Origin of the sequence: Daejeonella sp. (genome assembly GCF_030684675.1) — a bacterium.
Taxonomy (GTDB): domain Bacteria; phylum Bacteroidota; class Bacteroidia; order Sphingobacteriales; family Sphingobacteriaceae; genus Daejeonella.
Genome location: NZ_JAUXXZ010000080.1, coordinates 30,844 through 55,589, shown reverse-complemented (window position 1 = coordinate 55,589; position 24,746 = coordinate 30,844). Strand labels below are relative to the sequence as shown.

Here is a 24,746-nt window from a genome sequence, read left to right as displayed (position 1 = left end):
AGATAGTCGAAAAGTGATAAACAACTTTTCCTGATAGCCTTTTTTGCCTTGCATGCATTAAGATATTAATAATCAATGACATAGATAAATTTATTTTTAAATATCTCAGTTGTGCAACAGCCACTAAAGCCCCGGGCTATTAAGCGATAAGCCAAAGTACTTGTGACATGTCACTAGGTAGTACTGCTTAGGTGAAGATTCATGAAATTATATTGAGGAAAGTCCTCTGATATGTTTGCTATGATCTCTTAGCATTTTCATGCCTTCTTTGGTATTCATTAATGGGACTGCATTTCTTTCTGCATTTTTTCTGCTGATTTTATACAGTAAATACCAGTGTCTTTTTATCTCTTTCCAGGCAAAGAAGATAGAATGTTTCGGATCATACATATGGGTTGGCTCGCTGGCTGCCCCATTCAGTTCTATAATTGAAAATTTTTCACCATTTTCAAGATCCTTCCAGGTGTTGAATTTTATATCGAGCCGGCCAAAATAGAATTCCGGTACTTGCTTGCAGATTCTATCAATGGAACTTGTCAGTTTCTCGCTGATCATGAAACTCAGGTCGATAAATTTTGCTCCTCTGCAGTGATTGCCATAAGGCATTAAAACCTTTTCTTTGCCGGACGGAAGTATTTCTTCAAGCCGATTCCCATAGAGCTCTCTCAGCGTTTTCAATTGCAAAAGGCATCGGCTCTTATTTTTAATGAGGCTTTCCATAGTGGATATTCCATCACCAGTTAAAGTAAGAAACTCCTTTCCTACAATTCCGCTTATGTGTCCATTTTCGGATCCCGGAAACCGATAATAGAAGATTCCCACTTCATTGGGATAGTCAATGAAGTCCTGTACCAGAAACCCGGTGCTGCACAATTTACTGTAATCAACCAGTTCCTCAAGAGTTTTGATCAATTTTACCCCTGCCCCTCGTTCCCCCATATCCGGCTTTGCAATTAATGGGAAACCGATTGTTTTATCCGCCAACATCATTTTCAGTTTTGCTGCAGAAGTATCCTGCTGACAAAGAATTGTTTTGGGATAGCATTGTTGTGGAAGATGTGTATAACTGTCACTCTTCTTTTCCATCGCAAAGCCTGCGTTTCTTCTGCCAGGATTTGCAGCACTAAAGAAGAATAATGATCCCGCCCTTGCGCTTAGATAGACCCAATAAAAGTACATGGGTGCATAGATAACATGCATTGGCCAGAATTCCCAGTTAAAAATCTTAATCGCAATAATCCTAAGAGCTGTTTTCCATCTTTCAACTATCGAATGACTTGTTTTTTCTGGTAATATTTGAAGGCCGGTTTGCTTGATGCTATCCTGTTTAAGGTCTTCATGACTCATTATTATTTCAGTTGAATTAATTTTGACTGAGCTAATAGAAATGGTGGAAATGTTGTTGTCGCGCTTCATTACTAAGCCATTTTCTTCATCTTCATGGCCGGCAGAGTGATGGAACTGAATAATTTTTTGCTGATCAATATCTGATTCATTTTTCAGCCAGGAGCTAAACCATAGCTCCCTTTGTTCCCTTACGGGATGGGGATAAAGGGTGACCGATGACCAAATATGTGGTATATCAGCATTTTTGGATTCTTTATGTTTTTGAAATCCATCCCACCTGTATTCCAACAGTCGCCTGTTTTTATATAAAAGCAGTGTAAAATTTTCGATTTCAGATAAATTTATCTTATCAAAAGCTTGTTCCGGAGATTTCACACGCATAATATCCAATAGTATCAGTCCTCTACTTTTTCGGTATGACTTAAGCTTAATGTGATTTTCAAATGCGCCGTTGAGTAATACTGCTACTTCACCACTATTCTTAATAACTATCCAGCTTCCGGCACTTTCGGGATCTTTTGGGAAAAACAATTGATATTTTCCGAAATTCTCGGTGGATGGAGGAAATACACAAGCACGTGAAAGGTTTTCATCACGGTTTGAGGTAATGATGATGCCATCAGCTGTAGGTATGTAGCTTACTGTGCACACGCTTTTTTATACTTAATTGTAGATGCAGCAAGGCCAAAATCTTCGGGTAGCGAGATGCCTGAGCAAAGAGATATGCCCACCCTTATCAATGCCATATGATGTACCGTATGTTCAATATTGTACATCAATTCTCTGAAATAATTGCTTGGTAATTCTTGTTTGATTTCATCATTAGAATCAAATTCCACTGTGACATTTAATTCTTTGTTCTCCAGCATAATGATATTGCCGATTTCCTGAATTTTATGAACTGCCGATTTCCTGCAGGTCTGTAGATTATGATCTCTTTTACGCCCGTTATAATCAATCAGGCCACTTTTGTAACCATTATTCAATTCGACATAGAATTCAAGTATATGCCTGATATGCTGGCCAATTGTGGAATTGCCAAGTAGCGGTATTGGTGTGCAAAATTGCTGGTCAGACAATTCCGAAACTGCATTCTCAAGCTGGGTAAGCAAGTGTCTGATGGAATGCTCAAGCTGGTTTATCATCCTGATTATCTTTTAATTAATGCCATAAGTTTTTTTCGCTCTGTACCAATAAGAAAAACACAAAGCATAGTTACAATTAATGCCAGCAGAAATAACTTGCCTGAATCATTTTGCACCTCAATTCCCAGTTTTGTAAGATGAAAAAATATTGCTCCGCTCATAAGGCCAAGCCCAAGGATAGCTCCATAGAGTGTTTTTCCCGGAAGGAGAAGTAATACTGATGCAATTAATTCCAATATACCAGTACCAATCCGTCCCCAGGGTTCCATACCCAGTTCGCTGAAAATATAAACGGAAACAGGGGCAGCTGAAAACTTAAAAAAAAGTGTTTGTAACAGGATAACTGCCGTGATTAGTTTTACTAACCAAAGGCCAATATTTTTCTGTTTTGTTGTCATTTTTTAACTTGATTAATTATGAATTTTATGGTTTATCTTTAATTAATGGCCATTGTGCATTTGCCTTTTCAATAAGTGCAGCCTGCTGCTTGTCCCAATTTTCTTTAACTTTTGTATTGTAGTTAAAATAAAGTTTTCCATTCACTACAGTCCATGTATCAGTTTGAGTTGGTGCCTTATGTCCATCAGCTGTCCCATAGGCACAATAGCCACCATATTGTGGAGCATATTTTTCTGGCGTTTTCTTAAAACTCTCCAAATTTTCAGGGGAAGAGAACAGCCAGGTTGCATCTTTATATTGGAATGAAATATTGTTGGATCCTTTTACAGGCTTAGATTCCTTAAAAAAAGCTACAGGGTCATAGCCTTTGATGGCTTTGCCATCAGTGATAAAGATTTCAGATTTTTGGGCTTTTGCAACCGATATAATCAGCAATAGCATGGCGGCGATGGTCAGTATTTTTTTCATGTTTTGTGTTTTGAATTGATTTATTTGAATTTTGTCCAATTAATCTCAGCTTTCTGCCTGAGCGCATTTTCATTTTTGTTCCATTCTTTTAAAGTGTTGTTAAAAAATTTGTTGTAAAACAGATAGAGTTTACCGTCAAGTACTTTAAAAGTTTGGGGATCTACAGATACTTTTTCGCCATTTTCGCCCATTGCATAGGCACACCAACCTCCAAACTGAGGCTCATATTTTGAGGGATTAATTTTAAATAATTCCCGGTTCTGAATGGATGAAAATTGATAAATAATGCCTTCTCTGACCAGACTAATTTCCTTTTTACCCTCAACTCCTTTTTTTAAAGTAAAATAGGCTACAGGGTCATATCCTTCAATTGCCAGCGTAGTTTTATCTATGTTGAAATTTTTAACACGCTGAGCATTTTGTGCTGAGCTTGTGTTGATGAACAGGAAAATAAGAAAGATGGAGACTAAGGTTTTCATTTGCTTTATTTTAATTACAGGGTTTAATTCTTAGTTAATTTCAGCAAAACCAAAAAGGTGGCTGAATCGTTTGCAGTATATCAGTGCATATTTATAATCGGGAGTTTTTATATTATTGGGAATGTCATAGAGTTGGTTTCCGCCTGTAGCTTTAAGATCACCTAAATTGATGAAGTTGACAGGATCTTTTTCCTTACTGAGGTACACCTTAAGGTCAGGCCCATTGCTGGATGAGAAATTTTCGAGTGCTAGTTGTGAACCAGAGCCTACCGTATAGATCTTTGCCTGGCCAGAGGCAGTCCCGTAAGGGCCATTAGAAAAATTTCCTTTAGCTTTTTCCATCGACATGGTTTTGTCTACTTTTTCATCCAGACTGAGATTTGGTGTATTTTCTTTTTTACATGCGATCAAAGCAAGCAAGAGGAGCAGAGCCAGATTACGTTTCATATTCATTTGGTTTTTATGATTTTGTCGGGACTTTTACACAAACCTTACAGATTATTTTCTTTTATTTCCATTCCTGAGAATAGCTTAAAATGATGGAATGATTTTTTTGAATAACTTGTAAGGCTTTAGAAATTTATTCGACAAACTATAATTATGATTAATTTATTCGACTTCAATTTTTTCTATGTCTGCTGAATATAGATTTGAAGGCAAAATAGATGGTTCAGTGACTTTAGATCCCAAGAAATGGGTTGAGGTACATGCAGATTATCTTTTTAAATATGCGATTGTGCGTATTAACGATCAGGATTTGGCAAAGGATTTGGTTCAGGAGACCTTTTTGGCAGGTCTAAAAGGACTAGCAGGTTTTTCCGGGAAAAGTTCAGAACGTACCTGGTTAACAGCAATTTTAAAGTACAAGATTATTGATATTTATCGTAAGGAATCTTCAGGTTTAGCCAATATTAAGGCGATTTCTAATGTGGAAGCAATTGAAGATGAATATTTTGAAAGTGCTGATGGCCATTGGAAAAATGAATATACACCAAAGCCATTCGGAAAAGTGCAGGACCCTCTGCAGGACAAAGAGTTTAACAGGGTTTTACAAAGTTGCATGAATAAACTGCCAGCCCTGTGGGCATCGGTATTTGTTATGAAACATATGGACGAAGAAAAAACAGAAGTAATTCTTGCAGAGCTCCGGCTTAGTTCAGCGAACTTCTGGGTCATTATTCACCGGACAAAGCTTAGCCTTAGGGCTTGTCTTCAAAAAAATTGGTTATGAGCACACTAAATGCGATCGCATACAATTGCCGGAAGGCAACTTTCCTGATTGAAAAACAGAACTTATCCGGGATTACAATAAAGCAACAGTACGAACTCAAGTTTCATTTGGCTGGATGTTCTGTTTGTCAATTATTCCAACAACAAAGTTTGCTGATTGATAAAATGGTGAAAAAGCATTTTTTTACTGAAGAGGAGGATCTCCCTAAGCTGGATAATAATTTTAAGCAAAACTTAGAAAAGCGTATTGAATCTGAATTAAATCAAAAGTGAATGTAATTCTTCTTGAGATCTTAAATCAATATCCCTTGCCTGAAAATTATCAATAAATTAGATCAATTACTTTCTATTCAGAATCTCTTCGAATAATATAAGGCATGATTAAGTATCGTACAATGACAGCGGTTGATATCCCAGATGGCATAAAGCTCTGTCGCAAAGCCAAGTGGAATCAATTGGAAGCGGATTGGCAGATATTTTTACAGCATAGTCCCGGAGCTTGTATGGTTGCCACTTTTCAGGATCAAATTGTGGGAACGGTTACTACTATCAGATATGGATATTCTTTTAGTTGGATAGGCATGGTATTAGTTGACCCTGATTTTCGGCGGCAGGGGATTGGACAAAAGTTACTGCAGCAAGCCCTTCAGATTTTGCAGACTGAAGAAACTGTGAAACTGGATGCTACAACTCAGGGTCGGGAGGTCTACCTGAAATTGAATTTTGTTGATGAGTATCGTTTGAGTAGGATGAATATGATTGTTGTAGAAAATCTGTTTAATCCTACAACTGCCAGACCAATTCTTAAGGAAGATTTGCCCAATTTGATCGAATTTGACAGCAATATCTTTGGTGCAAATCGTTCAACTTTGTTGCAATGGATGTGGGAGAAAGCACCTCAATTATCCTTTTTGATTGAAGATGGAAATGAAATTAAGGGATATTCTATGGGGAGGTACGGACATGATTTTATACATATCGGGCCAATTATAGCAGAAAACACCAGCATTGCTAAGCATCTTGTAATTGCTGCCTTGAGTAAATGTGCAGGGTCTCCTGTTATTTTGGATGTTTTGCATTTTGAGTCCGGATGGATAGCCTGGCTGAGAGAGATCGGTTTTACAGAGCAACGTAATTTTATTAGGATGTTTCGGGGGACTAATCGTTTTAAGGGCGTCCCGGAGAATCAATTTGCTATTATTGGGCCGGAGTTTGGGTAGGTGGGATCTCTGTTTTAGAGAGGCAATAAAATGGGGACTGGAGAGAAAATTGGGAATCACGCGCCAACGATGTACTAGAGGAGTCAGGAGACTCCTCATCATTGAAAATCCGTAGAGCCGCTACGCTAAACTGTACAACAGCTATTAAACTCATCGGATGACTTGGTGTAACTCATCAGATGACTTGGAGTCATCAGATGAGTTTAACAATTAATGTTGTGCTAAAAAATCAATTTTAGTAATCACTGGAAACTCGGACAGATGCGCTGGCAAGAATAGTTATAAACTTAATAAATCAAAGCTACGAGTGTATTTCAATGTCAGGCTCCGGGTATCTAACAGATCAAGCAAATCTTTATCTTTTACGATATTGACTACGACAAACAAACCATTATTTGCATTTTGAAGCCAGCCAAATCTTGCATTTACAGAAGTAATTCTTGATCTGTTGTTATATTGAACTAAACTTTGAACAAACATACGTGGGGTAAATGAGTAAGCCAAACGATTCCCAAGTACAATAGCTTTCAATTCCCCATTTGGCAGATTTAGTATATTGTGATTTACAATGACAGATGAATTCAATTTATCTCCAACTCTGGCTTTTACAGTGGCTGTCGTTGCTATCCGATCTCCTCCAAAATATCCTCCTATGATAGTTCGGGCATTTAATGAAACTGCTTTGTTTTGATTTGTTATCAGGACCACTTGCATTTCATTATGCTTGTATGTTGATTTTGGCACTAAGACCCCTGATAAATTAAAATCTTGTAAAACACCTTCTGTTGTATAATTTATTCCGGTATGTATTTCCAGGCCACTTTTCCAAACCCAATGATTGTCAATATGGAGGTATCCTGTAACTAAATTTCCTTTAAAATCGGCATATTGTCTGAAGGAGATATGAGGCCTGAGTTCTAATAAATTCAACAAATTATCTGGTCGCCACCTATGCTGGACAAAAAATTCAGGCTTTCTGAAAGCACTCCTTTGAAGAAAACCAACTTCCGGGTTGAATCCTTCACCCAGTTCAGTATAAGCTGCTCTAAGCTCCCATCTTTCCCAATTATAACTGAACTGAAGTTTATATGAATGATCAGAATCAGTAATTCCAGGAGTTGCACTTTTAGCTAAAAATCCGGTGATTTGTGCCTTTTGGCCCAGACCCCATTTCCCATCTACCGCCATGACGTGATTATAATCATCATTTCGTTCTCCCAGTCCTGTTCTATTTATAAATGCCGCTCCAATGGAAGATCTGTTTTTTGGAAAATCGTGATTTACTCTGGCCATGTTATAACTATTCTTATCTATGCCCAGGCTTTGGACATCGTCTGTAAACATGCTTAGTAATCCCACATTTGTTTGCCCTATTTTACCTGAAACCCGTCCTCCACCTGTGATAGGTATAATATTCCCATTTTCACTAATTCCAATCTTACGACTAAAAAATAAATCTATTTCGCCCGGACTGCCCACTGTAAATTGACCTGCATTTTCCAGGAAAAATGGCCTCTTTTCCGGAAAAAATAAGTTGAATCGATCCAAATTAACTTGCTCATCATCTACTTCAACTTGGGCAAAATCGGTGTTGTAGGTTAAGTCAACTGTCAGACTAGGCGTTAGACTATATTTCAAATCCATTCCGGCCTCAAAATTTGTATCAGTTTTATCAGGCACTACAGACTTATTGTTAACTACCTGAGTAAGTGCGTATGGAAATATTTTGAAATTGCCAGGATTTTTGAGGTTTAATCCGTTCAATTTACCTGACATGGATAATCTTTTCAGATCAAACCCTATTGGAATTGTTGCCCAGTAAGCAGTTTCAGTAGTTTTGCTAATGTTCCTCTCAAAATTGATACCCCAAACCAGGTTTTCACCTGCTGTAAATCTCAAAGAACGCAGTGGAATAGCAAACTCTGCACTCCACCCGTAATCTCCAATATGAGTCTTGACATCCCAGTCTGCATCCCAGTTTAAGTTTATACCACCAATCACACCTCCTTGCTGGCGATTAGTATTATTACTGCCCTTGCCTTCATTGTCAATTTGAGCATCGTATTCCATGCCATCTGCGTTGGTTCCGAATAAAAAACCATTTTGAGTATCATTATAGGTGTCGAGGATAAATAGAAAACTATCGTCATCTGTCAGATCAGCATCTCTTCTTGAGTCAGAAACAACTATTGACTTCGGATTACTATCGTAACAAATAGCTGCCACATAAAACATTTTATCTGTATAAGCAATCCTTATTACTGTCTTTTCGGAAGCAGGAGCCCCGATATTAGGTTTGATTTGTGTTAAACCACCAATGGGTTCTATGCTTTCCCAAAATGAATCGCCTATTATTTTACCGTCTACAACAGGGTCTTCATTAGATAATTTGGCTTGAATTACAGGTCGGTTTGTAACTTGTGTTTGGGTTCGGTTTTCCTGAGCTTCAACATAAAATGAAAAAATCAACATTATTGATATTATCCATGGAGATTTACACTGAAGGGTCATGTCTGAAATAGAATTTTGTTTTATGATGGCGCTAATTTAGTCTTATATTCATTTAATCCAAAAAGCAGCCTTGCGATCCCTATTTAGAGTTTCCATCACTTTAAAAAATTGATTTTTAATAACAACAGCTTGAACTATTGTATGGTTTTTGCTCTGCTGACGCACCAGCGATGCTAAACTGTACAACAGCCATTCAATATAGCACTGATAAATCAATTTTTGTAATCGCTGTGAACTCTGCAGTTAAACTCATCGGATGACTTCAAGTCATCCGATGAGTTTAATACTTCTGATAGTCGATAGAAGTTACGACTTGACTGTTGTAATGAAAAATCAATTTTCGTAATCGCTGGAAAGTCCTCGGATATTAATAAATTAAAGTTTTTCAGAAACCTCAACATCCTCCATTTTATCCAGCCCCTTAAATTGTACTTCAATTTTAGGACTATCATCTTCAGGGTACTCAGAATCAATTAAGATGACATGCGATCCTGCTGAAATTTTTGGCGGATTGGTTTGCAATTTAAAGTTGCCTTTTGGTTTTCCATTTTTATCGTAAAGACGGATTATTTCTGTACCATCCGAAACCAGGCTTTCACCTGCAGCTAATGCAACAGGGAATAGAAGTTCCTTATAATTGTCGATTTGCATTTTAATATTTTTTACGCTGCCCTTTTCGCCTGTGATCTGCATCCTGAATTGTAAAGGCTGCTCCTTCCATTTATATTGCAAATTCCAGGTGGTATTAGTGGGTTCACCCGGCTGACGTTCAAATTTCTCTCTGGTAAAAACCGGCGACATGGCATACTGATGTAATGTCCATTTTCCTTCTGCCCGCTTTTCGAGATGGAATTCATTCTTAGGGTTTTTTAGCACCTCCTGCTGCGCTTTACTAAAGGCATTACCATTCCTGGCTAATTCCCATTCACGTATCGCATCGAGCAATTGATTAGTCTGGGTGTTTTTTCTCAATGCCGCAGGCCTTGCAACCATCGCAAATCCTGCATTATATCCTGCTGCTCTTGATAACATCCATTCCATCTCTGTAAGTGTGGTGTTTTCTGCCAAAAGATACCATCCCAGCATATGCGGCATATAATTCCGGTCAAATAAACCCTGATTATCAATTCGATACTGTTGCATACTTTCTTTAAAGCCGCCGTACCAAGGCTCACCCCAATTATAATATGATCCGATATGCCAGTAAAAGGTTTTACTCAGACTGGTACCGATTAAAAAATCATGTTTTACCTGATCATAAACATCTTTGGCAAAGAGCTCAAGCGCATAATCACCCTGTCCGGATGCAAGAGCACCTTCATGCCCATCCAGATCAAGATGATCCACACCGGTTTCATTCATTAAATCGACTATGTTCTTCGCAACTTCTCTTTGCATATCCAGATTTGGGAAGAACACATTATAGGAATGATCGAATAATTTTCCAACCTGATCTCCGGCCTGATGGTCAGATTTTGTTGTGCCAAATGCACCTCGCTGGCAATCTAATAACAGATAAGGGGCAGTACTACTTACCGATTTATAGCGGATCAACTCAGATCCTATTTTTATGGTATGCAGGTTATTTCCTTTTTCATCATTAAAATACTCAGGCGATATTACCTCGATGGTATTTTGATCAGCATCTATATTTCTGTTTAGTGTGGAAACTCCTGTAAAACTAAGCCTGTTATCGGGGACAGGTGTTACGTAAGGGTCATTGGTATTGATGAAATTGGTTAGGGTATGCATGCCCAAATACAAACCTGCGGCATGCGCTTTGTCCACACAGTTTTTTAAACCCTCTTTTCCATTCGGGAATTGCTCCGGATTTAACACAAAATTACCCCAGCTTTTGAACGGTCCTTCATGATACAGGGAAACCAGTCCGGCGCGTTTGGTATACCCAATCATCTCATCAATATCTTTTTCTCCATAGGAGGAGATCATATAAGATTTGCCATACAGATTAGACTTTTTAAACCAAATTCCTTTGATGGTGGGATGCGGCAGGTTTTCGGCGATCTCAATCTGCTCCAGCCGGTCGAAGGTTTGAGGTTCTTTACATGAAAAAACTGCGATTTTACTTCCAACAACTGTTTCGCTTTTTAATGCTTTAACAGGCATGTCTTTATAAAGTCTACCCCAGGCATCCACCAAACGCTCGCGATCTCGGTTAATTGAATAGGCTTGTAGTTTGCTTCCCCATTTTGATGGAACTGCTGCAATACCCCTTGCCCAGGTGCTGCCTTCCTTGCTGGGATAATCACCACCAAGTGTTTTAATGTTTAAAACCTGTATGCCAAGGGAAACTTCGCCGTCGCGTACCACACCTATGATCTCACCTATAGTTTTACCTATTGTGTTGGGGAATGGTCCCCAGATGATGGCATCGATTTTACTCTCTGGTACTGCCCTGATAATTTCCAGAACCAGGTGGCTGGCTTTACTTATTGCCCTGACATCAATACTTACTCCCGCTTCCTTAAAACCAAGGGTGATTTTTTTCTGAATCTGATCATACTTCATTGAACTGGCCTGGTAGCGGATATCCTTGCTTACCAAAGTAATCAGTGAAGAAAGGGTATCAGTATAACTATAATTTTTACCCGTTGATGAATTGGATAATTCTGTGACCGATCCTTGTTTGTTAAGGGTCATTTTCAATTCACCTGCTGTGAATGACACTTGTGCAAGGGAGTATTGCGACAGACAGATTAAGCCGCTGAGTAGGATGATATTTTTGACTACTCTTAGTTTAGAAAAAATCATAAAAATAAATATGGTTCCGGGTTGATTCAAGAAATTAAATTAAGTTATTTTTTAGAAAGGAACTAATCCTTCCTGCGAATCTCTTTTGTTAAGGTATTCCAAAAATGGTCTCGCAAAGACGCAGAGACGCAAAGCATACGACCCAAAAACGAATCTTAATATAGTTGGAACACATTTGCGTCTTAGCGTCTTTGCGAGAAAAAAATTGAACTCTAAATAGAAATTGGAGAGGATTTGTCATTGCGAGGAGGCACGACGAAGCAATCTTATGACATTTAGTATTATTAGTTTTGAGATTGCCGCGCTGCGCTCGCAATGACAAGCACGCATAACTATCATTGCGAGCCTGCCTGCCGGTAGGCAGGGAGGCCCGCCTGACCGGACGGGCAGATACGAAGAAGCAATCCTTTCTCCCTCAGATATTATTTCACCTTTATTTGGAATATTCATTCCAAATACTCATTTTTGTTTCGTGGACAAGAAAGAACAGATCATTAAAGCTGCAATGAAGCTCCTGACCGAACGAGGGGTCCAGGCCACGCCCATGTCCGCTGTTGCGAAAGCAGCAAATACCGGTATGGGTACGATCTACAATTATTTTGCCACCAAGGAAGAGCTGATCAATGAGATCTACCTTTACATCAAACGTTCTGAGGTCCACCTGATTGCCAAAACAATGGATGCGGATTCTTCATTAAAGGCTAGTTTTTTTGGTTTTTATGGTGCTATGGTAGGTTTTTACTTCAAATACCCTGAAAGCTTTGCATTTATGGATCAGTTTCATAGTTCCCCGATTATTACCGAAACTACCCGCGCAACAGGTCAGCAGGATTTTCTCCCGGTAATTAGTCTGGTGCAGCAGGGACAGAAGGACGGAATCATTAAAGAGATGGAACTGGATGCTTTACTGCATTTCCTGGCGGGTACTATTACCACTTATGTGCGCTGGATGCAGGCTTCCGGCAAGGAAAATGACCCGGTTTATCTCGAAAGGCAGATGCGTTTGGTTTGGGATGCGATTAAGGAATAAAAAAATTTAGCAATATTTGGAATGAATGTTCAGTCCAGTAAAGAAATAATATGAAAAAATTAAGAGTAATCACAACAGGCGCTACCGGAATGGTAGGTGAAGGAGTATTGCTACATTGCCTGCAAAGTGATAAGGTGTCAGAAGTGCTGATTATCAACCGTAAACCCTCAGGAATACCGCACCCAAAGCTAAGTGAGCTGCTGCTTAGCGATTTTAATAAACTTGCAGACCATAGCGATCGCCTGACCGGATTTGATGCATGTTTTTACTGCGCCGGAGTGAGTTCTTTAGGTAAAAACGAAACTGATTATACCCGCATTACCTACGATACCACTTTGAATTTTGCTAAGGGATTATTCGAGGTTAATCCCGGCATGGTATTCAATTTCGTAAGCGGTACTCTTACAAAAAGCGATGGCAAACAGATGTGGCAGCGTGTAAAGGGTCGTACAGAAGATGCACTGATCGCTCTGGGTTTTAAAGGGCAGTATAATTTCCGCCCCGGATTTATGAAGCCGGTGAATGACCAGAAAAATGTGCGCTGGTTCTTTAAACCATTCATAGCCATCTTCCCATACCTGCTGCCGAAACAGTCTCTTACGCTGCATGAGGTCGGGCAGGCAATGATTCATACAGTTACAAGGGGCTATAGCAAACAAGTGTTGGAAATAGGTGATATCAAAATCCTGGCAAAGTAAAATCCCAGGTATATTCAAATATGAAGCGATTGTACAAAATTTTAAAATACACTATGATTATTCTAATTTCTACTACGGCTCTGTTGAGCCTTGTTACTATAATTTTTCTGCAGCAGCCCCAATTTGGTCAGGCTGCATCCGGCGAACGCCTGGAGCGGATGAAAAAGTCAAAGCATTTTCGTGATGGGGCTTTTGCGAACCTGAGTTATACACCTAGCTTAACAGAAGGTTATTCAATGACCGGGGTGATGTACAATTTCTTTTTTAAGAAAAACCCGAGGCAAAAGCCTATTAAGGAAATTCCATGTATCAAAACAGATCTGAAAAACTTGCCGGCTGATAGTAATGTGGTGGTTTGGTTCGGGCATTCATCTTATTATATGCAGGTCGACGGACTGAAAATTCTTGTGGATCCGGTGTTCAGCGGCAATGCATCGCCCATACCCGGTACAACGAAAGCTTTTGAAGGCACCAATACCTATGGTGTAAATGATCTGCCGGAGATTGATTACCTGCTAATCAGCCATGATCACTACGACCATCTTGATTATTCCACCATTAAAGAACTTAAGGGAAAGGTAAAGAATGTAATCTGCGGTTTAGGTGTGGGGGCTTATATTGAGCAATGGGGACATCAGTCGGAAATCATATCAGAAAGGGATTGGAATGAAACTATTACAATAGGCGATAATATCAAAATCCATACGCTCACTGCACGTCACTTTAGCGGCCGTACCTTCAAGCGCAACACCACCCTTTGGCTGGCTTACCTGATTGAAACACCCCTGCAAAAGATCTTCATCGGTGGCGACGGTGGTTACGACAGCCATTTCGCTGAGATCGGGAAGCGTTTTGGTACCATTGATCTGGCCATACTCGAGAACGGACAGTATAATCTGGCATGGCGTGCTATCCATTGCCTTCCGGAGGAAGTAGTGCAAGCCGCCAAAGATCTCAATGCAAAGCGGGTTATGCCTGTTCATTCCGGCAAGTTCTCTCTGGCTCTTCATAGCTGGGATGAGCCACTGAATGAGGTTTCAAGGCTTAGCAAGGTGAATAATCTGCCCCTGGTTACACCAACCATCGGGGAAGTAGTTTGGGTGAATGATGAAGAGCAGGTTTTTGGAGAGTGGTGGAGGGGGGTTGACAATTGATAGTTGACAATTGAGATTAATAGTTAATAAAGAGACCATTGAAGCCGTGATCGGATAAGCCTTGTTGAGTAATATTTCTTTTGTATATTGTAAATAATTAATAATCAATCACTTAATTACAGTACCGTGAAGAGATATTTTGGCTTATTAGTCCTTTTGTTTTTATTCAGTGCCTGTAAAGAGAAGGCAAATCAAAAGGGAACCTTTGCATATGATTTGGCATTTTTAAAACAATATCATCAGGATCTAGTTCTTTTGAAAGATCCTGAAAGTGATGCTCAACTCATTGTTCTTCCGGCGTATCAGGGCCGTGTGATGACCAGTACTTCTGATGGGGAAAAGGGAATGAGCTATGGCTGGATCAATTACGATCTGATAGCAAAAGGCACTTTCTCAGAACAGTTTACCGCCCTGGGTGGTGAGGAAAGGCTTTGGTTCGGACCAGAAGGCGGACAGTTTGCCCTGTACTTTAAAAAAGGATCAGAATTTACTTTTGACAATTGGTATGTTCCAAAAGCAATTGATTCAGAACCTTTTAACCTGATTTCTTCAAGTGCAACAGAAGCAAAGTTTGAAAAAACAATGCATCTGGAAAATTATGCTGGTACCGCTTTTGATTTAAAGGTGAACAGAACTATTTCCCTGCTTGATCAGAAGTCGATCAGTGATTTTTTGGGCTATGAATTGGGGTCAGATATTCATTCAGTAGGATTTCAATCTGAAAATATATTAACCAATACCGGATCAAAGACCTGGGATCAGGAAGCAGGCTTACTTTCAATCTGGGTATTAAGCATGCTTAAGTCTAATGATCAAACGAATGTGATAATCCCATACAGGAAAGGAGACAGCCTGAGTCTTGGTAAAATTGTAACCGATGATTATTTCGGCAAATTAAGCTCAGACCGCTTAAAGATTGAAGATGGGCATCTTTTGTTTAAAGCGGATGCAAAACAGCGAAGTAAAATAGGAGTTTCTCCGAAGCGGGCTTTGCCAATTGCCGGGAGCTATGATGCTGAAAATAAAGTACTGACTATTGCTCAATTTACTTTGCCTGAAGGTATTACAACTTATGTAAATTCTACCTGGAAGATACAGGAAGATCCCTTTGTGGGAGATGCGGTTAATGCCTATACCGATGGACCGATTGACGGAAAACAAATGGGAAAATTCTATGAGCTCGAAAGCTCTTCTCCTGCTTTAAGTTTGGCACCCGGAGCAAATGCAAAACATATTCATCGTACAATTCATTTGAGCGGTCCTGTAGAAAAGCTAAATGAAGTTTCGCTAAAATTATTTGGGCTGGGTTTAGATCAGTTTAAATTTTAGACTTATTTCAAAACCTCAGTTTTTGACCATTTATGACTTGCATCTAATTTGAAGGAGCCCAGATATTTTTGGTTCCAGCTATCAGGAGAGATCATTGAAAGGAATAGGGTATCATCTGTTTTACTGTACAAATGATATACCTGACCCATAACCGGAGTGAAATTATATTTTGCGGAATAGACAAGTTCATTTAACTGAACTTCATTTACCAGTTTATCATATTCTTCTTTTAGCTCATCGAATTTTGTTTTAAAATTTTTGTTTGCCAGCTCTGCATTGGATTGCTTCCAGCCACGTACATTTTCGAGATTTATGGCAGGGGCACTCACATTGCTGCCATAGCTTAATCCCATTTGATAATAGCCTTTTTCCTTATCCCAAACCACCAGGTCAGGCTTTTCTATATTTTCTTCCATTTTCTCAGCTTGTAAAAGATCAAAAACTCCTCTTTTATCCTGCAAAAATAATTATTGAAACGGATGATTGTTTATAGGCAGAATAAAATGACCTGATTATTATGTTTTGATTTGAAAATTTGGCAATAAAGCAATTTGAAAATTTGGCAATTTGGTAATTTGAAGATGAAGGAAAATTTGTACTGGAAGATAATAATCTTCAAATTTTCAAATCATCAAATTTTCAAATCAATAGATCTTCAAATCATCAAATTTTCAAATCTCCAAATTATTGCACCCAAATCCATTATATTTAAGCTTCAAATTCTAAAAATGAAAAAGCTAATATTATTATTGTTTCTGCCATTAAGTCTAATAGCACAGGACCGTCCTTATGGCAAAATATGGTCAACTCGTTCGCAGGTTATTGCTCAGCATGGCATGGCTGCAACATCACATCCACTTACAACGCAGGTTGCGCTCGACGTATTAAAGGCTGGTGGAAACGCTATTGATGCAGCGATTGCTGCAAATGCAATGGAGGGTGTAGTCGAGCCCCATATGAATGGGATAGGAGGTGATCTTTATGCTATAGTCTGGGATGCGAAATCAAAAAAACTATATGGCTTGAATGGTTCAGGACGTTCTCCAAAATCATTAACCCTGGATGAGTTCAGAAAAAGAGGAATCACACACATTCCTTCCCGCGGACCATTGCCGGTATCTGTTCCGGGTTGTGTGGATGCCTGGTTTGAATTGCATCAAAAATTCGGATCAATGCCTATGAGCAAAGTGCTTGAAAAGGCTGTTTCATATGCCAGAAATGGATTTCCTGTACATGGTGAATTAGCCAACTCTTTAAAAAATGTAAAGTCTTTATATGATCAATACCCCAATGTTGCTCAACATTATTATCCTAAAGGCAAGGTGCCGGTTGAAGGCGAAATTTTCAAAAATCCAAATCTTGCCAATACGCTGGAAAGGATAGGTAATGAAGGCCGGGATGTATTTTACAAAGGAACTATGGCGCGTACTATTGATGCTTTTATGAAAAAAAACGGCGGCTTTCTGAGTTATGAAGATATGGCTTCGCATACTTCTACCTGGATCGATCCGGTATCGGTGAATTACAGAGGTTATGATGTATGGGAATTGCCTCCTAATGGTCAGGGTATCGCAGCCTTGCAAATGCTCAATATTTTGGAAGGTTATGATTTTTCAAAAATCAAATTGGGCAGCGCTGAGCATGTACACTTGTTTGCAGAAGCAAAAAAACTCGCATTTGAAGATCGGGCAAAGTTTTATGCGGACATGGAATTTGCCAAAGTTCCGGTAAAAGAGCTGATTTCTGAAGCTTATGCTGCTGAGCGAAGAAAGCTTATAGACCCTGATAAAGCATCTGAACGTTTAGATGCAGGAAATCCGGCAATGAAAGATGGGGATACCATTTATCTTACAGTCGCCGATAAGGACGGGAATATGGTTTCCCTTATTCAGAGTAATTTCAGAGGTTTTGGTTCAGGGATGATGCCTGATGGACTGGGTTTTATGTTTCAGGATCGCGGAGAATTATTTAATGTTATGAAAGAGGGTGAAAATAATTCGTATGCACCGGGGAAAAGACCTTTTCAAACCATTATACCGGCATTTATGACCAAGGATGGTCAACCGGTGATGAGTTTTGGCGTGATGGGCGGAGCTTTCCAGCCATTGGGACATGTACAAATTGTTATGAATGTGGTTGATTTCGGATTAAATATTCAGGAAGCAGGAGATTTTCCAAGAATTAATCATGAAGGATCTTCTGAACCTACCGGTGAAGGCATGGCTCCAAAAGGTGGAATGATCACCCTTGAAAGCGGATATTCTTATGATGTGATCAGGGAATTGATGCAAAAGGGTCATCAGGTTGGGTATATCAATGGAATGTATGGGGGATATCAGGCTATCCGATGGGATCCGGTTCGAAAAGTTTATTTTGGAGCCTCCGAATCACGAAAAGACGGGCAGGCAGCCGGGTACTAAAGTTGAAAGCAAAAAGCTTAAAGCTTTAGCATACGTGAATTTAACTGGGAATTCTAAACTCTAAATTTAATTGATTATCAATCCTTAATATGGAATTTATTGAAACTATTTTAAAGCAGATCTGGGGCTTTTTTAGTCTTGATGGGCTTATTGAAATTATCAAATCCGGTGATTATCAGTCCCTGCTAACTTATGAAGGAATGCGCAGTGCAATTGCTCCTTTACTGCCGGTTATTTTGATACTTGAATTGATCAGAGGACTACTTTACAAGCAGTTTAAGGTTGTTTCATATAAAATATCTTTCTTTTCTTATATTTTTAATTCCATTATTGGGAGATACCTGGCTATAGGAATGACTATTATATGTATTGGCATTTTTGAGAAGTATGCCATTATTAATATTCAGTTCACCTGGTACTGGTTTATTTATGGCTATATTATCTGGGAACTGGCTCATTTTGTTTATCATTATTTAGGACATAAAGTGAGATTGTTCTGGTGTTTACACTCTACTCACCATGCGCCCGAGAGCATGAATCTGGCGGTTTCTCACGCTCATTTTTTTCTCGAGGCTCCGTATGCGGATGTGATTAGAACAACTATCTGTATGTTGCTGGGCGTGCCCCCGGCAATGTTATTCGTGATCATGTTCATCGACGGAACCTGGGGTTCATTTATTCATATCGGAGAATCAATAATGAAGGATGCCCGAATGGGAATGATTGGAAAATTTATTTTAACACCTTCACACCACAGGGTGCATCATGCTAAAAATATTGAGTACATGGATATGAATTACTGTAACTTGCTGAATATCTGGGATAAAGTATTTAAGACTTATCAGCCTGAAAAGGAGGGTATCAACATTCAATATGGAATCACCAGGCAAATGAAACCCAATAGTTTTCTGGATTCGTATTTCGGGGAAATTACAGCACTGGCGAAGGATGTTTATCATGCTCCCGGCATAAAAAATAAAGTTTTATATATTTTTATGCCTCCAGGCTGGAGTCATAAGGGTGATCATAAAACTTCAACTGCTCTGAAAAGGGTGATGCTGAAGGAAGCTTAGATTAATTTGAATCATTCTTCATTCTTAAGAATCGCAATATCTTCCTTTATTCTCTCAATTTCAACCAGGAGTGTGCCATTATAGACACCTCTGATTCGTCTGTGTTTGTCGACCAGAATAAAGTTTTCTGTATGGAGAAATTCATTGCCTGTTTGATAGAAGCCTATGGTATCACCAGCAAAATATTCCTGTTTGGCCAGACGGTAAATGGAAGATTTATCACCGGTTAGAAGGCTCCATTTATCTGAGTTTATTTTATTTTCAAGGGCATATTTTTTAAGTTTGGGAACAGAATCAGACTCTGGTGCTACCGTGTGTGATAGCAAATATACCTCATCATCATCGCCAAATTCATCCTGAATCAGGTGCATATTATTAGTCATCTTGGTGCAGATATTTCTGCATGTTGTAAAAAAGAAATTAGCGACAAAAATTTTGCCTTCCACATCTTTTTCTGTTATGGTTTTACCATCCTGGTTAGTTAATGAAAATGCAGGTATCTGATGTATTTTTTTATAGGCAGGATCATTTGCTTTGATCCATTCAGGCGTCCAGTCGGGACGATTAAAAAAGGGTAGTACCTCCTGCTCAGCACCTGTCTTCTCAGATGGCATCTCCTTTTTGATGTCTCCACAAGAAAGTAGTGTAATCAGGAGAGCAATAATAAAACCTGCTTTTTTCAATTTCTATTTGATTGTTGCATTTATAATTTTTAACGAATCTTCAGGATTCATACATAATTTGAGTCCAATCAGACCATAACGACGCCCATTCTTAACCACATAATTAGCTCTGATTATTCCGTTTTCCCACCAGGCTTTCTGGCTGCCTTCTTCATATCCCATTTTATAGTGAAAGAATTTATAATACTGACCGTTTTCATACCATTCTTTGGCTATTCCATTATGCTCACCATTCAGGAAATTATATTCGAATTTTGGCTTCCCATTTTCCCAATAGCCTTTGTGAGTGTCTGTTTTCTTACCCTGACGATACATTCTTATCTCAGAAACCTGCTTATTGGGATACCATTTTTTTGAAATGCCTTCTTCTAAACCATTTAAATAACTAATAAACAATGCAGTATCGCCTTTCTGATATTCTTCAATAAGATACCCGTCATATTTTTCATTGTCATAATACAGCGTGTCCTGCTGGAACTTGAACTTTAAATCTGTACTGGCATTGACAATATCAGGTATGACTGTATCTGATTCCATTTTGAAAGATGATACAGATTGCTGACATCCGTAATGACTTAAAATGGCAAATAAAAGAATGGATATAAAACCTGCTTTTTTCAATGTTATTGGGTTATAGTTCCAGGTGTTCCATAATAACCATTTCCATTTATATAAGGATCCTTATTGGTCACATGATAATGGTAGATCCCATTAGGGTATTCTGTAGTTGGATTAGTATGTCCGTGGTAAATGTCCAGCTTGCTTTCATCAACAGCGACACCAAATTCTTCCGGCCCGTACACCGGGAATCCATCAAGAAGGAATCCCATAAGCGCAGATTTTGAAGCTTTTATTGTGGTCAGAAAAAGTGGCTCTACATGATAATGGTAAACACCACCTGGTGCGGGATGCCCCCAGTATTTATCAAATGAAACGATTTCGTTGGTCAGTGGTTGATTCGGACCGGCATACTGGTTAAAAAACGGAACTCCGTTCAATGATACACCCATCGGCCCAAGTGGAGTTGCCTGATGTGAGGCTGCTTCTTTGGGATTTAAGGGGATTTTAAAACTATACGTTTTTTCACTTATAGAATTTGGATTCTTTGCGAAGGTTGCACCCGCAAAGGTTGCACCTGAAAAATTTTCATACAGATTATTTGTCGTGGCATAATAAGGGCTTGTATGATCGGGGAGGCCCTTTGATTTTATAGTGATGTATGTGCCATCGGAGGTAATACTGGTAGCACCATAGATTTTTTTATAAACATCAGGAACAACTGCAGTTCCTGTGCCGGGAATCTCTGGAGTAATGGTGTCATTACTGTTTTTTGAGCAGGCAAATAATGCAAAAGCTATAAATGCCGGGAAAATTATATGTTTCATTTTCATATTAATTTAATTGAGCCTCTGATATCTATTAATTATTGTTCAACAGAGGCCCTGTTTAAATTGATATACGATTTTTTTGTTTTTTATATTTCAGGATTTATGTAGTATAAGTTAAATTATTTAATTATGAATCAATAAATATTGTTCTATGTTAATAATTAAGGAATTTAAAAGTGATTTTATTAGTTTTAAAGAGATTGCTTTTCCGCTCAAGGCGGATACCCATGACTGGCAGAAAAACGCCTTTGGATAATTGAATTGAAAATCACTAAGACCGGGCCTATTCAGAACAGGGAATATGGAGTTAAATTAGGTATGAAATTGAAATTACTCAGGGTTATTTTTCATAAAAAATCTTCCCGCATCGGACTGAAGGTATCAATCAGAATTCCTGCTTCGAGACAATGAACACCATGAACAAGGTTTGAAGTTACAAGAAATGCATCGCCTCCTTTAAGTACTTGTTTTTTGCCATTAATGCTCACTTCGAACTTTCCACTTTGCACATGAGTGATCTGAACGTGAGGATGCTGGTGCAGGGGGCCGACACCGCCCTTTTCAAATTTGATCTTCACAATCATCAGGCTTGGATCATGAGCTATGATCTTTCTCTGAACACCCTCATCAATCTGTTCCCATTCAATTTTTTCGTCTTCGATAAAATGTTTTGTCATTCTTAATTTAGTATGCATTGAATGTGGCAAAGATATATCTTATAAATTTGAACGATCAAATTCTTGATTTAATTATTCCATTATTCTGCTTAACTAGCCCTTTTAATGCATCTCAGATAAATTGTTTTGTAAAACAGCTTGAAATGGATGGTTTATTAATGATTAGCATTTATTAGTCAGTATTTTTAGCAGTGTCCAAGGATCAACTCAGTCTGTTTTTTGTTATGAAATTATCCCTGGCCTGAAATGCTATCATTTTTATCATTTAATTGCTGTTTAGTTTGTTTAAAAAGCAAGTAAGTAGTAGTTTTATTTCCAATAATTTAATAAACCATTTAAGCTAGAAATGAGAAACTTTAAAAGCACATTTTCGATTTTTGCCATTGCAATTTTTACTGCTGTGGTATTGTTTTCTTCCTGTAAACCTAAAAAGATTATCAGCCAGGCACCAGCTGCACCTATACCCGCCAGTGTTCAGGATGCACCAAGGGCTGCTGTTATTGAGGCCGATACAGATGGTGACGGTATTCCTGATTCAAAAGATAATTGCCCGAATAAGGCTGGTTCTTCTGTTAATGGTGGTTGCCCCGAAACGTTTGTTTCAGAACCAACATTCAACTATAAAAATATATTGTTTGAATTTAACTCCTCAGTTCTCAAAACCTCTTCCTATTCTGTTCTGGATGAGATAGCCAGAGAGATGAAGAAATTTCCATCCATGAGCTTCAATCTTAACGGACATTCTTCAGCTGAAGGCACTGACCAGAGGAACATGACTCTTTCTGTTGATAGAGCTACTGCGGTGAAAAGCTATCTCGTTACTGCAGGAATTAATGCTAATAATCTAATTACAAAAGGTTTTGGAGAGTCAATGCCCCTTACTTCCAATGATACAGAATCTGGACGGCAGTTAAATCGAAGAGTAGAAATTAAGAAAAGGTAATTTTTAAATTTTTAAGTTAAGAAGAGGGGGCTCAATTGTATTGGGCACCCTTTTTTTATTAAAATGAATTGCATAATTCTCAGCAAACTTTCTTGATTTCTTAACACAGGTTAACTTTTACACCAGGCTTTCACGTTAATTTGGCAGGATAAAATTACGAAGGGTGAGGGGAATAGGGAAAGAAGTGCTATGAATATAATTTAAACCAAAATTTTGAGTTTATGAATTAGGGAAATGGGGTTATTAAATAAAAAAAAATCATTTCTAGATCGAACTTAGGTTAAATAATAAGAATTGAAACTTATGAAAATTGCAATCATTTCAGCTAGTGCCAGGCCAGGGAGACAATCTCATCAGGTTGCACTGGAGGTTAAAAAGAGAATAGACAAGCTATCTATTGATAGTTGGTTATGGGATGTTAAGGAAACGAATCTGCCTTTATTGGATTATACATTTGATTCCCATCCTTCACCCGGGGAAACCTTAAAGAATCTAAAATCCCGGTTGGATGAAACTAATGTTTTTCTGATCGTATCGCCTGAACATAACGGGAGTTATCCCGGTAGTCTGAAGAACAGCATGGATTACTTTTTTCAGGAATATTCAGAAAAAGTGTTTGGGATTGTCAGTGTTTCGGCAGGTATGCTGGGCGGAATAAGTGCAGCCAAAAATTTGCAGCAATATGCTAATACCTTGCAGGGGATTGTTTATCCCCCATATCTTATCACTCCCAAGGTTCAGAATTTGTTCTCCGATGGAGTTTTATCTGATGATGGTTATGCCGGAAGAATGGATAAGTTTCTGAAGGGTTTTCTGGCCCTTGCAAAAAAGTTGCAATGAGATAGGGAATAGGGAAATATAATTTTTTTTAAACTTCATCTTAAATTCATGTTGGACATCCATTTTTAAATAATAATCGTAATGATATTATGATAGCAATGGATATACATGTTGAAGATTCGAATAAAAGTAGAATCGGAAGGAGCAGAAAACTCCGCTTATCTGAAGATAAACTGATTGAAGGTTTGAAGAATATGGATGGAAGTGCAATGTCTGCTCTCTATCGGATGTATTCAGATTCCTTGTACAGGGTTATTTCTACCATAGTGGTAATAGAAGAGGTGGCTCAGGACTTACTTCAGGAGACCTTTATCAAGATTTGGAAGTCATTTAAACAATATGATCCCGGAAAGGGCAGGTTGTACACCTGGATGGCCAGATTAGCGCGCAATATTTCAATAGATTACCTGAGAAGTGTTAATTACCGGAATTATACGGTCAGTGAAAATCTTTCTGAATCAACTCAGCAGATCGATCAGAAATTTCAGGTTTCGTATAATCCTGAATTGATTGGAGTCAAAGATATGACGAACATTCTTAATGAAGATCAGCGATTAGCATTGGATTTGATCTACTTTAAAGGATATACCCATGTTCAGGCTGCCGAAGAATTGAATATTACAGTCGGTATTTTGCGATCCAGACTTCAATCATCAATTACCGAACTTCGGAGGACATTTAACAGGGAATACGTGGCGTAGATTGTTGCCAATTAGTAATTACGAATTATCAATTACGAATTACAGGTTACGCATTCCCTAAAACAATTGAGTAATCATTACCCAGATTTTCATCATTACCAATAAATACCAATCGAATAAGTATCAAATCTCAATACTCAATACTCAATACTCACTACTCAATACTCCCCTGAGTATCCCGTTCCCCAATCGGGAAAAATTATCCCATATAATTTCCTCATTTTTCTCAAAAAATCCTC

Annotated in this window: 25 protein-coding genes; 12 read left to right on the top strand and 13 right to left on the bottom strand. The window is 38.5% G+C overall.

The features are described from left to right. Positions 1-207: 207 nt before the first annotated feature. From Q8M41_RS17105 to Q8M41_RS17080, 6 genes are read right to left on the bottom strand one after another with little or no spacing between them, the layout of a single operon-like run. A complete protein-coding gene (locus tag Q8M41_RS17105; RefSeq protein WP_305366520.1) occupies positions 208-1,998 on the bottom strand; it encodes an NRDE family protein in 1,791 nt (596 codons plus the stop codon). Then, positions 1,986-2,492, bottom strand: a complete 507-nt coding sequence (locus tag Q8M41_RS17100) for a hypothetical protein (protein ID WP_305366519.1) — start codon at positions 2,490-2,492, stop codon at positions 1,986-1,988. Before Q8M41_RS17100 ends, Q8M41_RS17105 begins: the two co-directional genes overlap by 13 nt. Positions 2,493-2,497: 5 nt before the next feature. Beyond that, positions 2,498-2,890, bottom strand: a complete 393-nt coding sequence (locus tag Q8M41_RS17095; protein WP_305366518.1) for a DoxX family protein — start codon at positions 2,888-2,890, stop codon at positions 2,498-2,500. A 25-nt stretch (positions 2,891-2,915) separates the two neighbouring features. Next, on the bottom strand, positions 2,916-3,359 hold the full coding sequence (locus tag Q8M41_RS17090) for a YHS domain-containing (seleno)protein (RefSeq protein WP_305366517.1): 444 nt from the start codon (positions 3,357-3,359) through the stop codon (positions 2,916-2,918). Between the two features lie 20 nt (positions 3,360-3,379). After that, positions 3,380-3,838 (bottom strand): YHS domain-containing (seleno)protein, encoded by a 459-nt coding sequence (locus tag Q8M41_RS17085; protein WP_305366516.1) that lies wholly within the window; start codon positions 3,836-3,838, stop codon positions 3,380-3,382. A gap of 30 nt (positions 3,839-3,868) precedes the next feature. Beyond that, complete coding sequence (locus Q8M41_RS17080) at positions 3,869-4,285, bottom strand: DM13 domain-containing protein (RefSeq protein ID WP_305366515.1); 417 nt, start codon at positions 4,283-4,285, stop codon at positions 3,869-3,871. Between the two features lie 184 nt (positions 4,286-4,469). Here Q8M41_RS17080 and Q8M41_RS17075 point away from each other — a divergent pair, with 184 nt between their 5' ends. The 3 genes from Q8M41_RS17075 (at position 4,470) to Q8M41_RS17065 (ending at position 6,288) form a co-directional block, all read left to right on the top strand. After that, positions 4,470-5,069 carry a sigma-70 family RNA polymerase sigma factor gene (locus Q8M41_RS17075; protein WP_305366514.1) on the top strand — a complete coding sequence of 200 codons (600 nt, stop codon included), beginning with the start codon at positions 4,470-4,472 and terminating at the stop codon, positions 5,067-5,069. Next, positions 5,066-5,341, top strand: coding sequence for a hypothetical protein (locus Q8M41_RS17070; protein WP_305366513.1), 276 nt, complete (start codon positions 5,066-5,068; stop codon positions 5,339-5,341). Before Q8M41_RS17075 ends, Q8M41_RS17070 begins: the two co-directional genes overlap by 4 nt. 104 nt (positions 5,342-5,445) lie before the next feature. Further along, a complete protein-coding gene (locus Q8M41_RS17065; RefSeq protein WP_305366512.1) occupies positions 5,446-6,288 on the top strand; it encodes a GNAT family N-acetyltransferase in 843 nt (280 codons plus the stop codon). A 279-nt stretch (positions 6,289-6,567) separates the two neighbouring features. On the opposite strand, the gene Q8M41_RS17060 is transcribed toward Q8M41_RS17065, so the two are convergent. Next, the gene (locus Q8M41_RS17060) at positions 6,568-8,760 is read right to left on the bottom strand and encodes a DUF5916 domain-containing protein (RefSeq protein WP_305366511.1); all 2,193 of its coding nucleotides are present in this window, start codon (positions 8,758-8,760) and stop codon (positions 6,568-6,570) included. 414 nt (positions 8,761-9,174) lie between these two features. Continuing rightward, on the bottom strand, positions 9,175-11,571 hold the full coding sequence (locus Q8M41_RS17055) for a hypothetical protein (protein ID WP_305366510.1): 2,397 nt from the start codon (positions 11,569-11,571) through the stop codon (positions 9,175-9,177). A 472-nt stretch (positions 11,572-12,043) separates the two neighbouring features. Here Q8M41_RS17055 and Q8M41_RS17050 point away from each other — a divergent pair, with 472 nt between their 5' ends. The 4 genes from Q8M41_RS17050 to Q8M41_RS17035 all read left to right on the top strand — a co-directional run bounded on the left by Q8M41_RS17050 (position 12,044) and on the right by Q8M41_RS17035 (position 15,782). After that, positions 12,044-12,601, top strand: coding sequence for a TetR/AcrR family transcriptional regulator (locus tag Q8M41_RS17050; protein ID WP_305366509.1), 558 nt, complete (start codon positions 12,044-12,046; stop codon positions 12,599-12,601). A 50-nt stretch (positions 12,602-12,651) separates the two neighbouring features. Next, positions 12,652-13,299: an NAD-dependent epimerase/dehydratase family protein gene (locus Q8M41_RS17045; protein WP_305366508.1), complete on the top strand. Its 648-nt coding sequence runs from the start codon at positions 12,652-12,654 to the stop codon at positions 13,297-13,299. A gap of 53 nt (positions 13,300-13,352) precedes the next feature. Beyond that, positions 13,353-14,453, top strand: a complete 1,101-nt coding sequence (locus tag Q8M41_RS17040; protein WP_305366507.1) for an MBL fold metallo-hydrolase — start codon at positions 13,353-13,355, stop codon at positions 14,451-14,453. Between the two features lie 126 nt (positions 14,454-14,579). Then, on the top strand, positions 14,580-15,782 hold the full coding sequence (locus tag Q8M41_RS17035) for a DUF6786 family protein (protein WP_305366506.1): 1,203 nt from the start codon (positions 14,580-14,582) through the stop codon (positions 15,780-15,782). 2 nt (positions 15,783-15,784) lie between these two features. Here Q8M41_RS17035 and Q8M41_RS17030 read toward each other — a convergent pair whose 3' ends face one another. Beyond that, positions 15,785-16,243, bottom strand: coding sequence for a DUF2452 domain-containing protein (locus Q8M41_RS17030; RefSeq protein ID WP_305366505.1), 459 nt, complete (start codon positions 16,241-16,243; stop codon positions 15,785-15,787). A gap of 267 nt (positions 16,244-16,510) precedes the next feature. Between Q8M41_RS17030 and ggt the strand changes: the two genes are divergently transcribed. Beyond that, complete coding sequence (gene ggt, locus Q8M41_RS17025) at positions 16,511-18,202, top strand: gamma-glutamyltransferase (RefSeq protein ID WP_305366504.1); 1,692 nt, start codon at positions 16,511-16,513, stop codon at positions 18,200-18,202. 89 nt (positions 18,203-18,291) lie between these two features. Beyond that, positions 18,292-19,275 carry a sterol desaturase family protein gene (locus Q8M41_RS17020; protein ID WP_305366503.1) on the top strand — a complete coding sequence of 328 codons (984 nt, stop codon included), beginning with the start codon at positions 18,292-18,294 and terminating at the stop codon, positions 19,273-19,275. A gap of 11 nt (positions 19,276-19,286) precedes the next feature. Here Q8M41_RS17020 and Q8M41_RS17015 read toward each other — a convergent pair whose 3' ends face one another. The 4 genes from Q8M41_RS17015 to Q8M41_RS17000 form a co-directional block, all read right to left on the bottom strand. Next, positions 19,287-19,958 carry an SCO family protein gene (locus Q8M41_RS17015; protein WP_305366502.1) on the bottom strand — a complete coding sequence of 224 codons (672 nt, stop codon included), beginning with the start codon at positions 19,956-19,958 and terminating at the stop codon, positions 19,287-19,289. A gap of 3 nt (positions 19,959-19,961) precedes the next feature. Further along, positions 19,962-20,495 carry a toxin-antitoxin system YwqK family antitoxin gene (locus tag Q8M41_RS17010; protein ID WP_305366501.1) on the bottom strand — a complete coding sequence of 178 codons (534 nt, stop codon included), beginning with the start codon at positions 20,493-20,495 and terminating at the stop codon, positions 19,962-19,964. Positions 20,496-20,581: 86 nt separating this feature from the next. Beyond that, positions 20,582-21,343, bottom strand: coding sequence for a YHYH protein (locus tag Q8M41_RS17005; RefSeq protein ID WP_305366500.1), 762 nt, complete (start codon positions 21,341-21,343; stop codon positions 20,582-20,584). Between the two features lie 350 nt (positions 21,344-21,693). After that, positions 21,694-22,023, bottom strand: a complete 330-nt coding sequence (locus tag Q8M41_RS17000; RefSeq protein WP_305366499.1) for a cupin domain-containing protein — start codon at positions 22,021-22,023, stop codon at positions 21,694-21,696. A 346-nt stretch (positions 22,024-22,369) separates the two neighbouring features. On the opposite strand from Q8M41_RS17000, the gene Q8M41_RS16995 reads away from it, so the two are divergent. The 3 genes from Q8M41_RS16995 (at position 22,370) to Q8M41_RS16985 (ending at position 24,507) form a co-directional block, all read left to right on the top strand. Then, positions 22,370-22,966, top strand: a complete 597-nt coding sequence (locus Q8M41_RS16995; RefSeq protein WP_305366498.1) for an OmpA family protein — start codon at positions 22,370-22,372, stop codon at positions 22,964-22,966. A 303-nt stretch (positions 22,967-23,269) separates the two neighbouring features. Beyond that, positions 23,270-23,806: an NADPH-dependent FMN reductase gene (locus Q8M41_RS16990; RefSeq protein ID WP_305366497.1), complete on the top strand. Its 537-nt coding sequence runs from the start codon at positions 23,270-23,272 to the stop codon at positions 23,804-23,806. A 98-nt stretch (positions 23,807-23,904) separates the two neighbouring features. After that, on the top strand, positions 23,905-24,507 hold the full coding sequence (locus tag Q8M41_RS16985) for an RNA polymerase sigma factor (protein ID WP_305366496.1): 603 nt from the start codon (positions 23,905-23,907) through the stop codon (positions 24,505-24,507). The last annotated feature ends 239 nt before the right edge of the window (positions 24,508-24,746 follow it).

Coding starts and splice junctions, on each gene's coding strand:
- Q8M41_RS17100 (WP_305366519.1), bottom strand. CDS start 2,492: ATGATAAACCAGCTTGAGCATTCCATCAGACACTTGCTTACCCAGCTT.
- Q8M41_RS17095 (WP_305366518.1), bottom strand. CDS start 2,890: ATGACAACAAAACAGAAAAATATTGGCCTTTGGTTAGTAAAACTAATC.
- Q8M41_RS17090 (WP_305366517.1), bottom strand. CDS start 3,359: ATGAAAAAAATACTGACCATCGCCGCCATGCTATTGCTGATTATATCG.
- Q8M41_RS17085 (WP_305366516.1), bottom strand. CDS start 3,838: ATGAAAACCTTAGTCTCCATCTTTCTTATTTTCCTGTTCATCAACACA.
- Q8M41_RS17080 (WP_305366515.1), bottom strand. CDS start 4,285: ATGAAACGTAATCTGGCTCTGCTCCTCTTGCTTGCTTTGATCGCATGT.
- Q8M41_RS17075 (WP_305366514.1), top strand. CDS start 4,470: ATGTCTGCTGAATATAGATTTGAAGGCAAAATAGATGGTTCAGTGACT.
- Q8M41_RS17070 (WP_305366513.1), top strand. CDS start 5,066: ATGAGCACACTAAATGCGATCGCATACAATTGCCGGAAGGCAACTTTC.
- Q8M41_RS17065 (WP_305366512.1), top strand. CDS start 5,446: ATGATTAAGTATCGTACAATGACAGCGGTTGATATCCCAGATGGCATA.
- Q8M41_RS17060 (WP_305366511.1), bottom strand. CDS start 8,760: ATGTTGATTTTTTCATTTTATGTTGAAGCTCAGGAAAACCGAACCCAA.
- Q8M41_RS17055 (WP_305366510.1), bottom strand. CDS start 11,571: ATGATTTTTTCTAAACTAAGAGTAGTCAAAAATATCATCCTACTCAGC.
- Q8M41_RS17045 (WP_305366508.1), top strand. CDS start 12,652: ATGAAAAAATTAAGAGTAATCACAACAGGCGCTACCGGAATGGTAGGT.
- Q8M41_RS17040 (WP_305366507.1), top strand. CDS start 13,353: ATGATTATTCTAATTTCTACTACGGCTCTGTTGAGCCTTGTTACTATA.
- ggt (WP_305366504.1), top strand. CDS start 16,511: ATGAAAAAGCTAATATTATTATTGTTTCTGCCATTAAGTCTAATAGCA.
- Q8M41_RS17020 (WP_305366503.1), top strand. CDS start 18,292: ATGGAATTTATTGAAACTATTTTAAAGCAGATCTGGGGCTTTTTTAGT.
- Q8M41_RS17010 (WP_305366501.1), bottom strand. CDS start 20,495: ATGGAATCAGATACAGTCATACCTGATATTGTCAATGCCAGTACAGAT.
- Q8M41_RS17005 (WP_305366500.1), bottom strand. CDS start 21,343: ATGAAACATATAATTTTCCCGGCATTTATAGCTTTTGCATTATTTGCC.
- Q8M41_RS17000 (WP_305366499.1), bottom strand. CDS start 22,023: ATGACAAAACATTTTATCGAAGACGAAAAAATTGAATGGGAACAGATT.
- Q8M41_RS16995 (WP_305366498.1), top strand. CDS start 22,370: ATGAGAAACTTTAAAAGCACATTTTCGATTTTTGCCATTGCAATTTTT.
- Q8M41_RS16990 (WP_305366497.1), top strand. CDS start 23,270: ATGAAAATTGCAATCATTTCAGCTAGTGCCAGGCCAGGGAGACAATCT.
- Q8M41_RS16985 (WP_305366496.1), top strand. CDS start 23,905: ATGGATATACATGTTGAAGATTCGAATAAAAGTAGAATCGGAAGGAGC.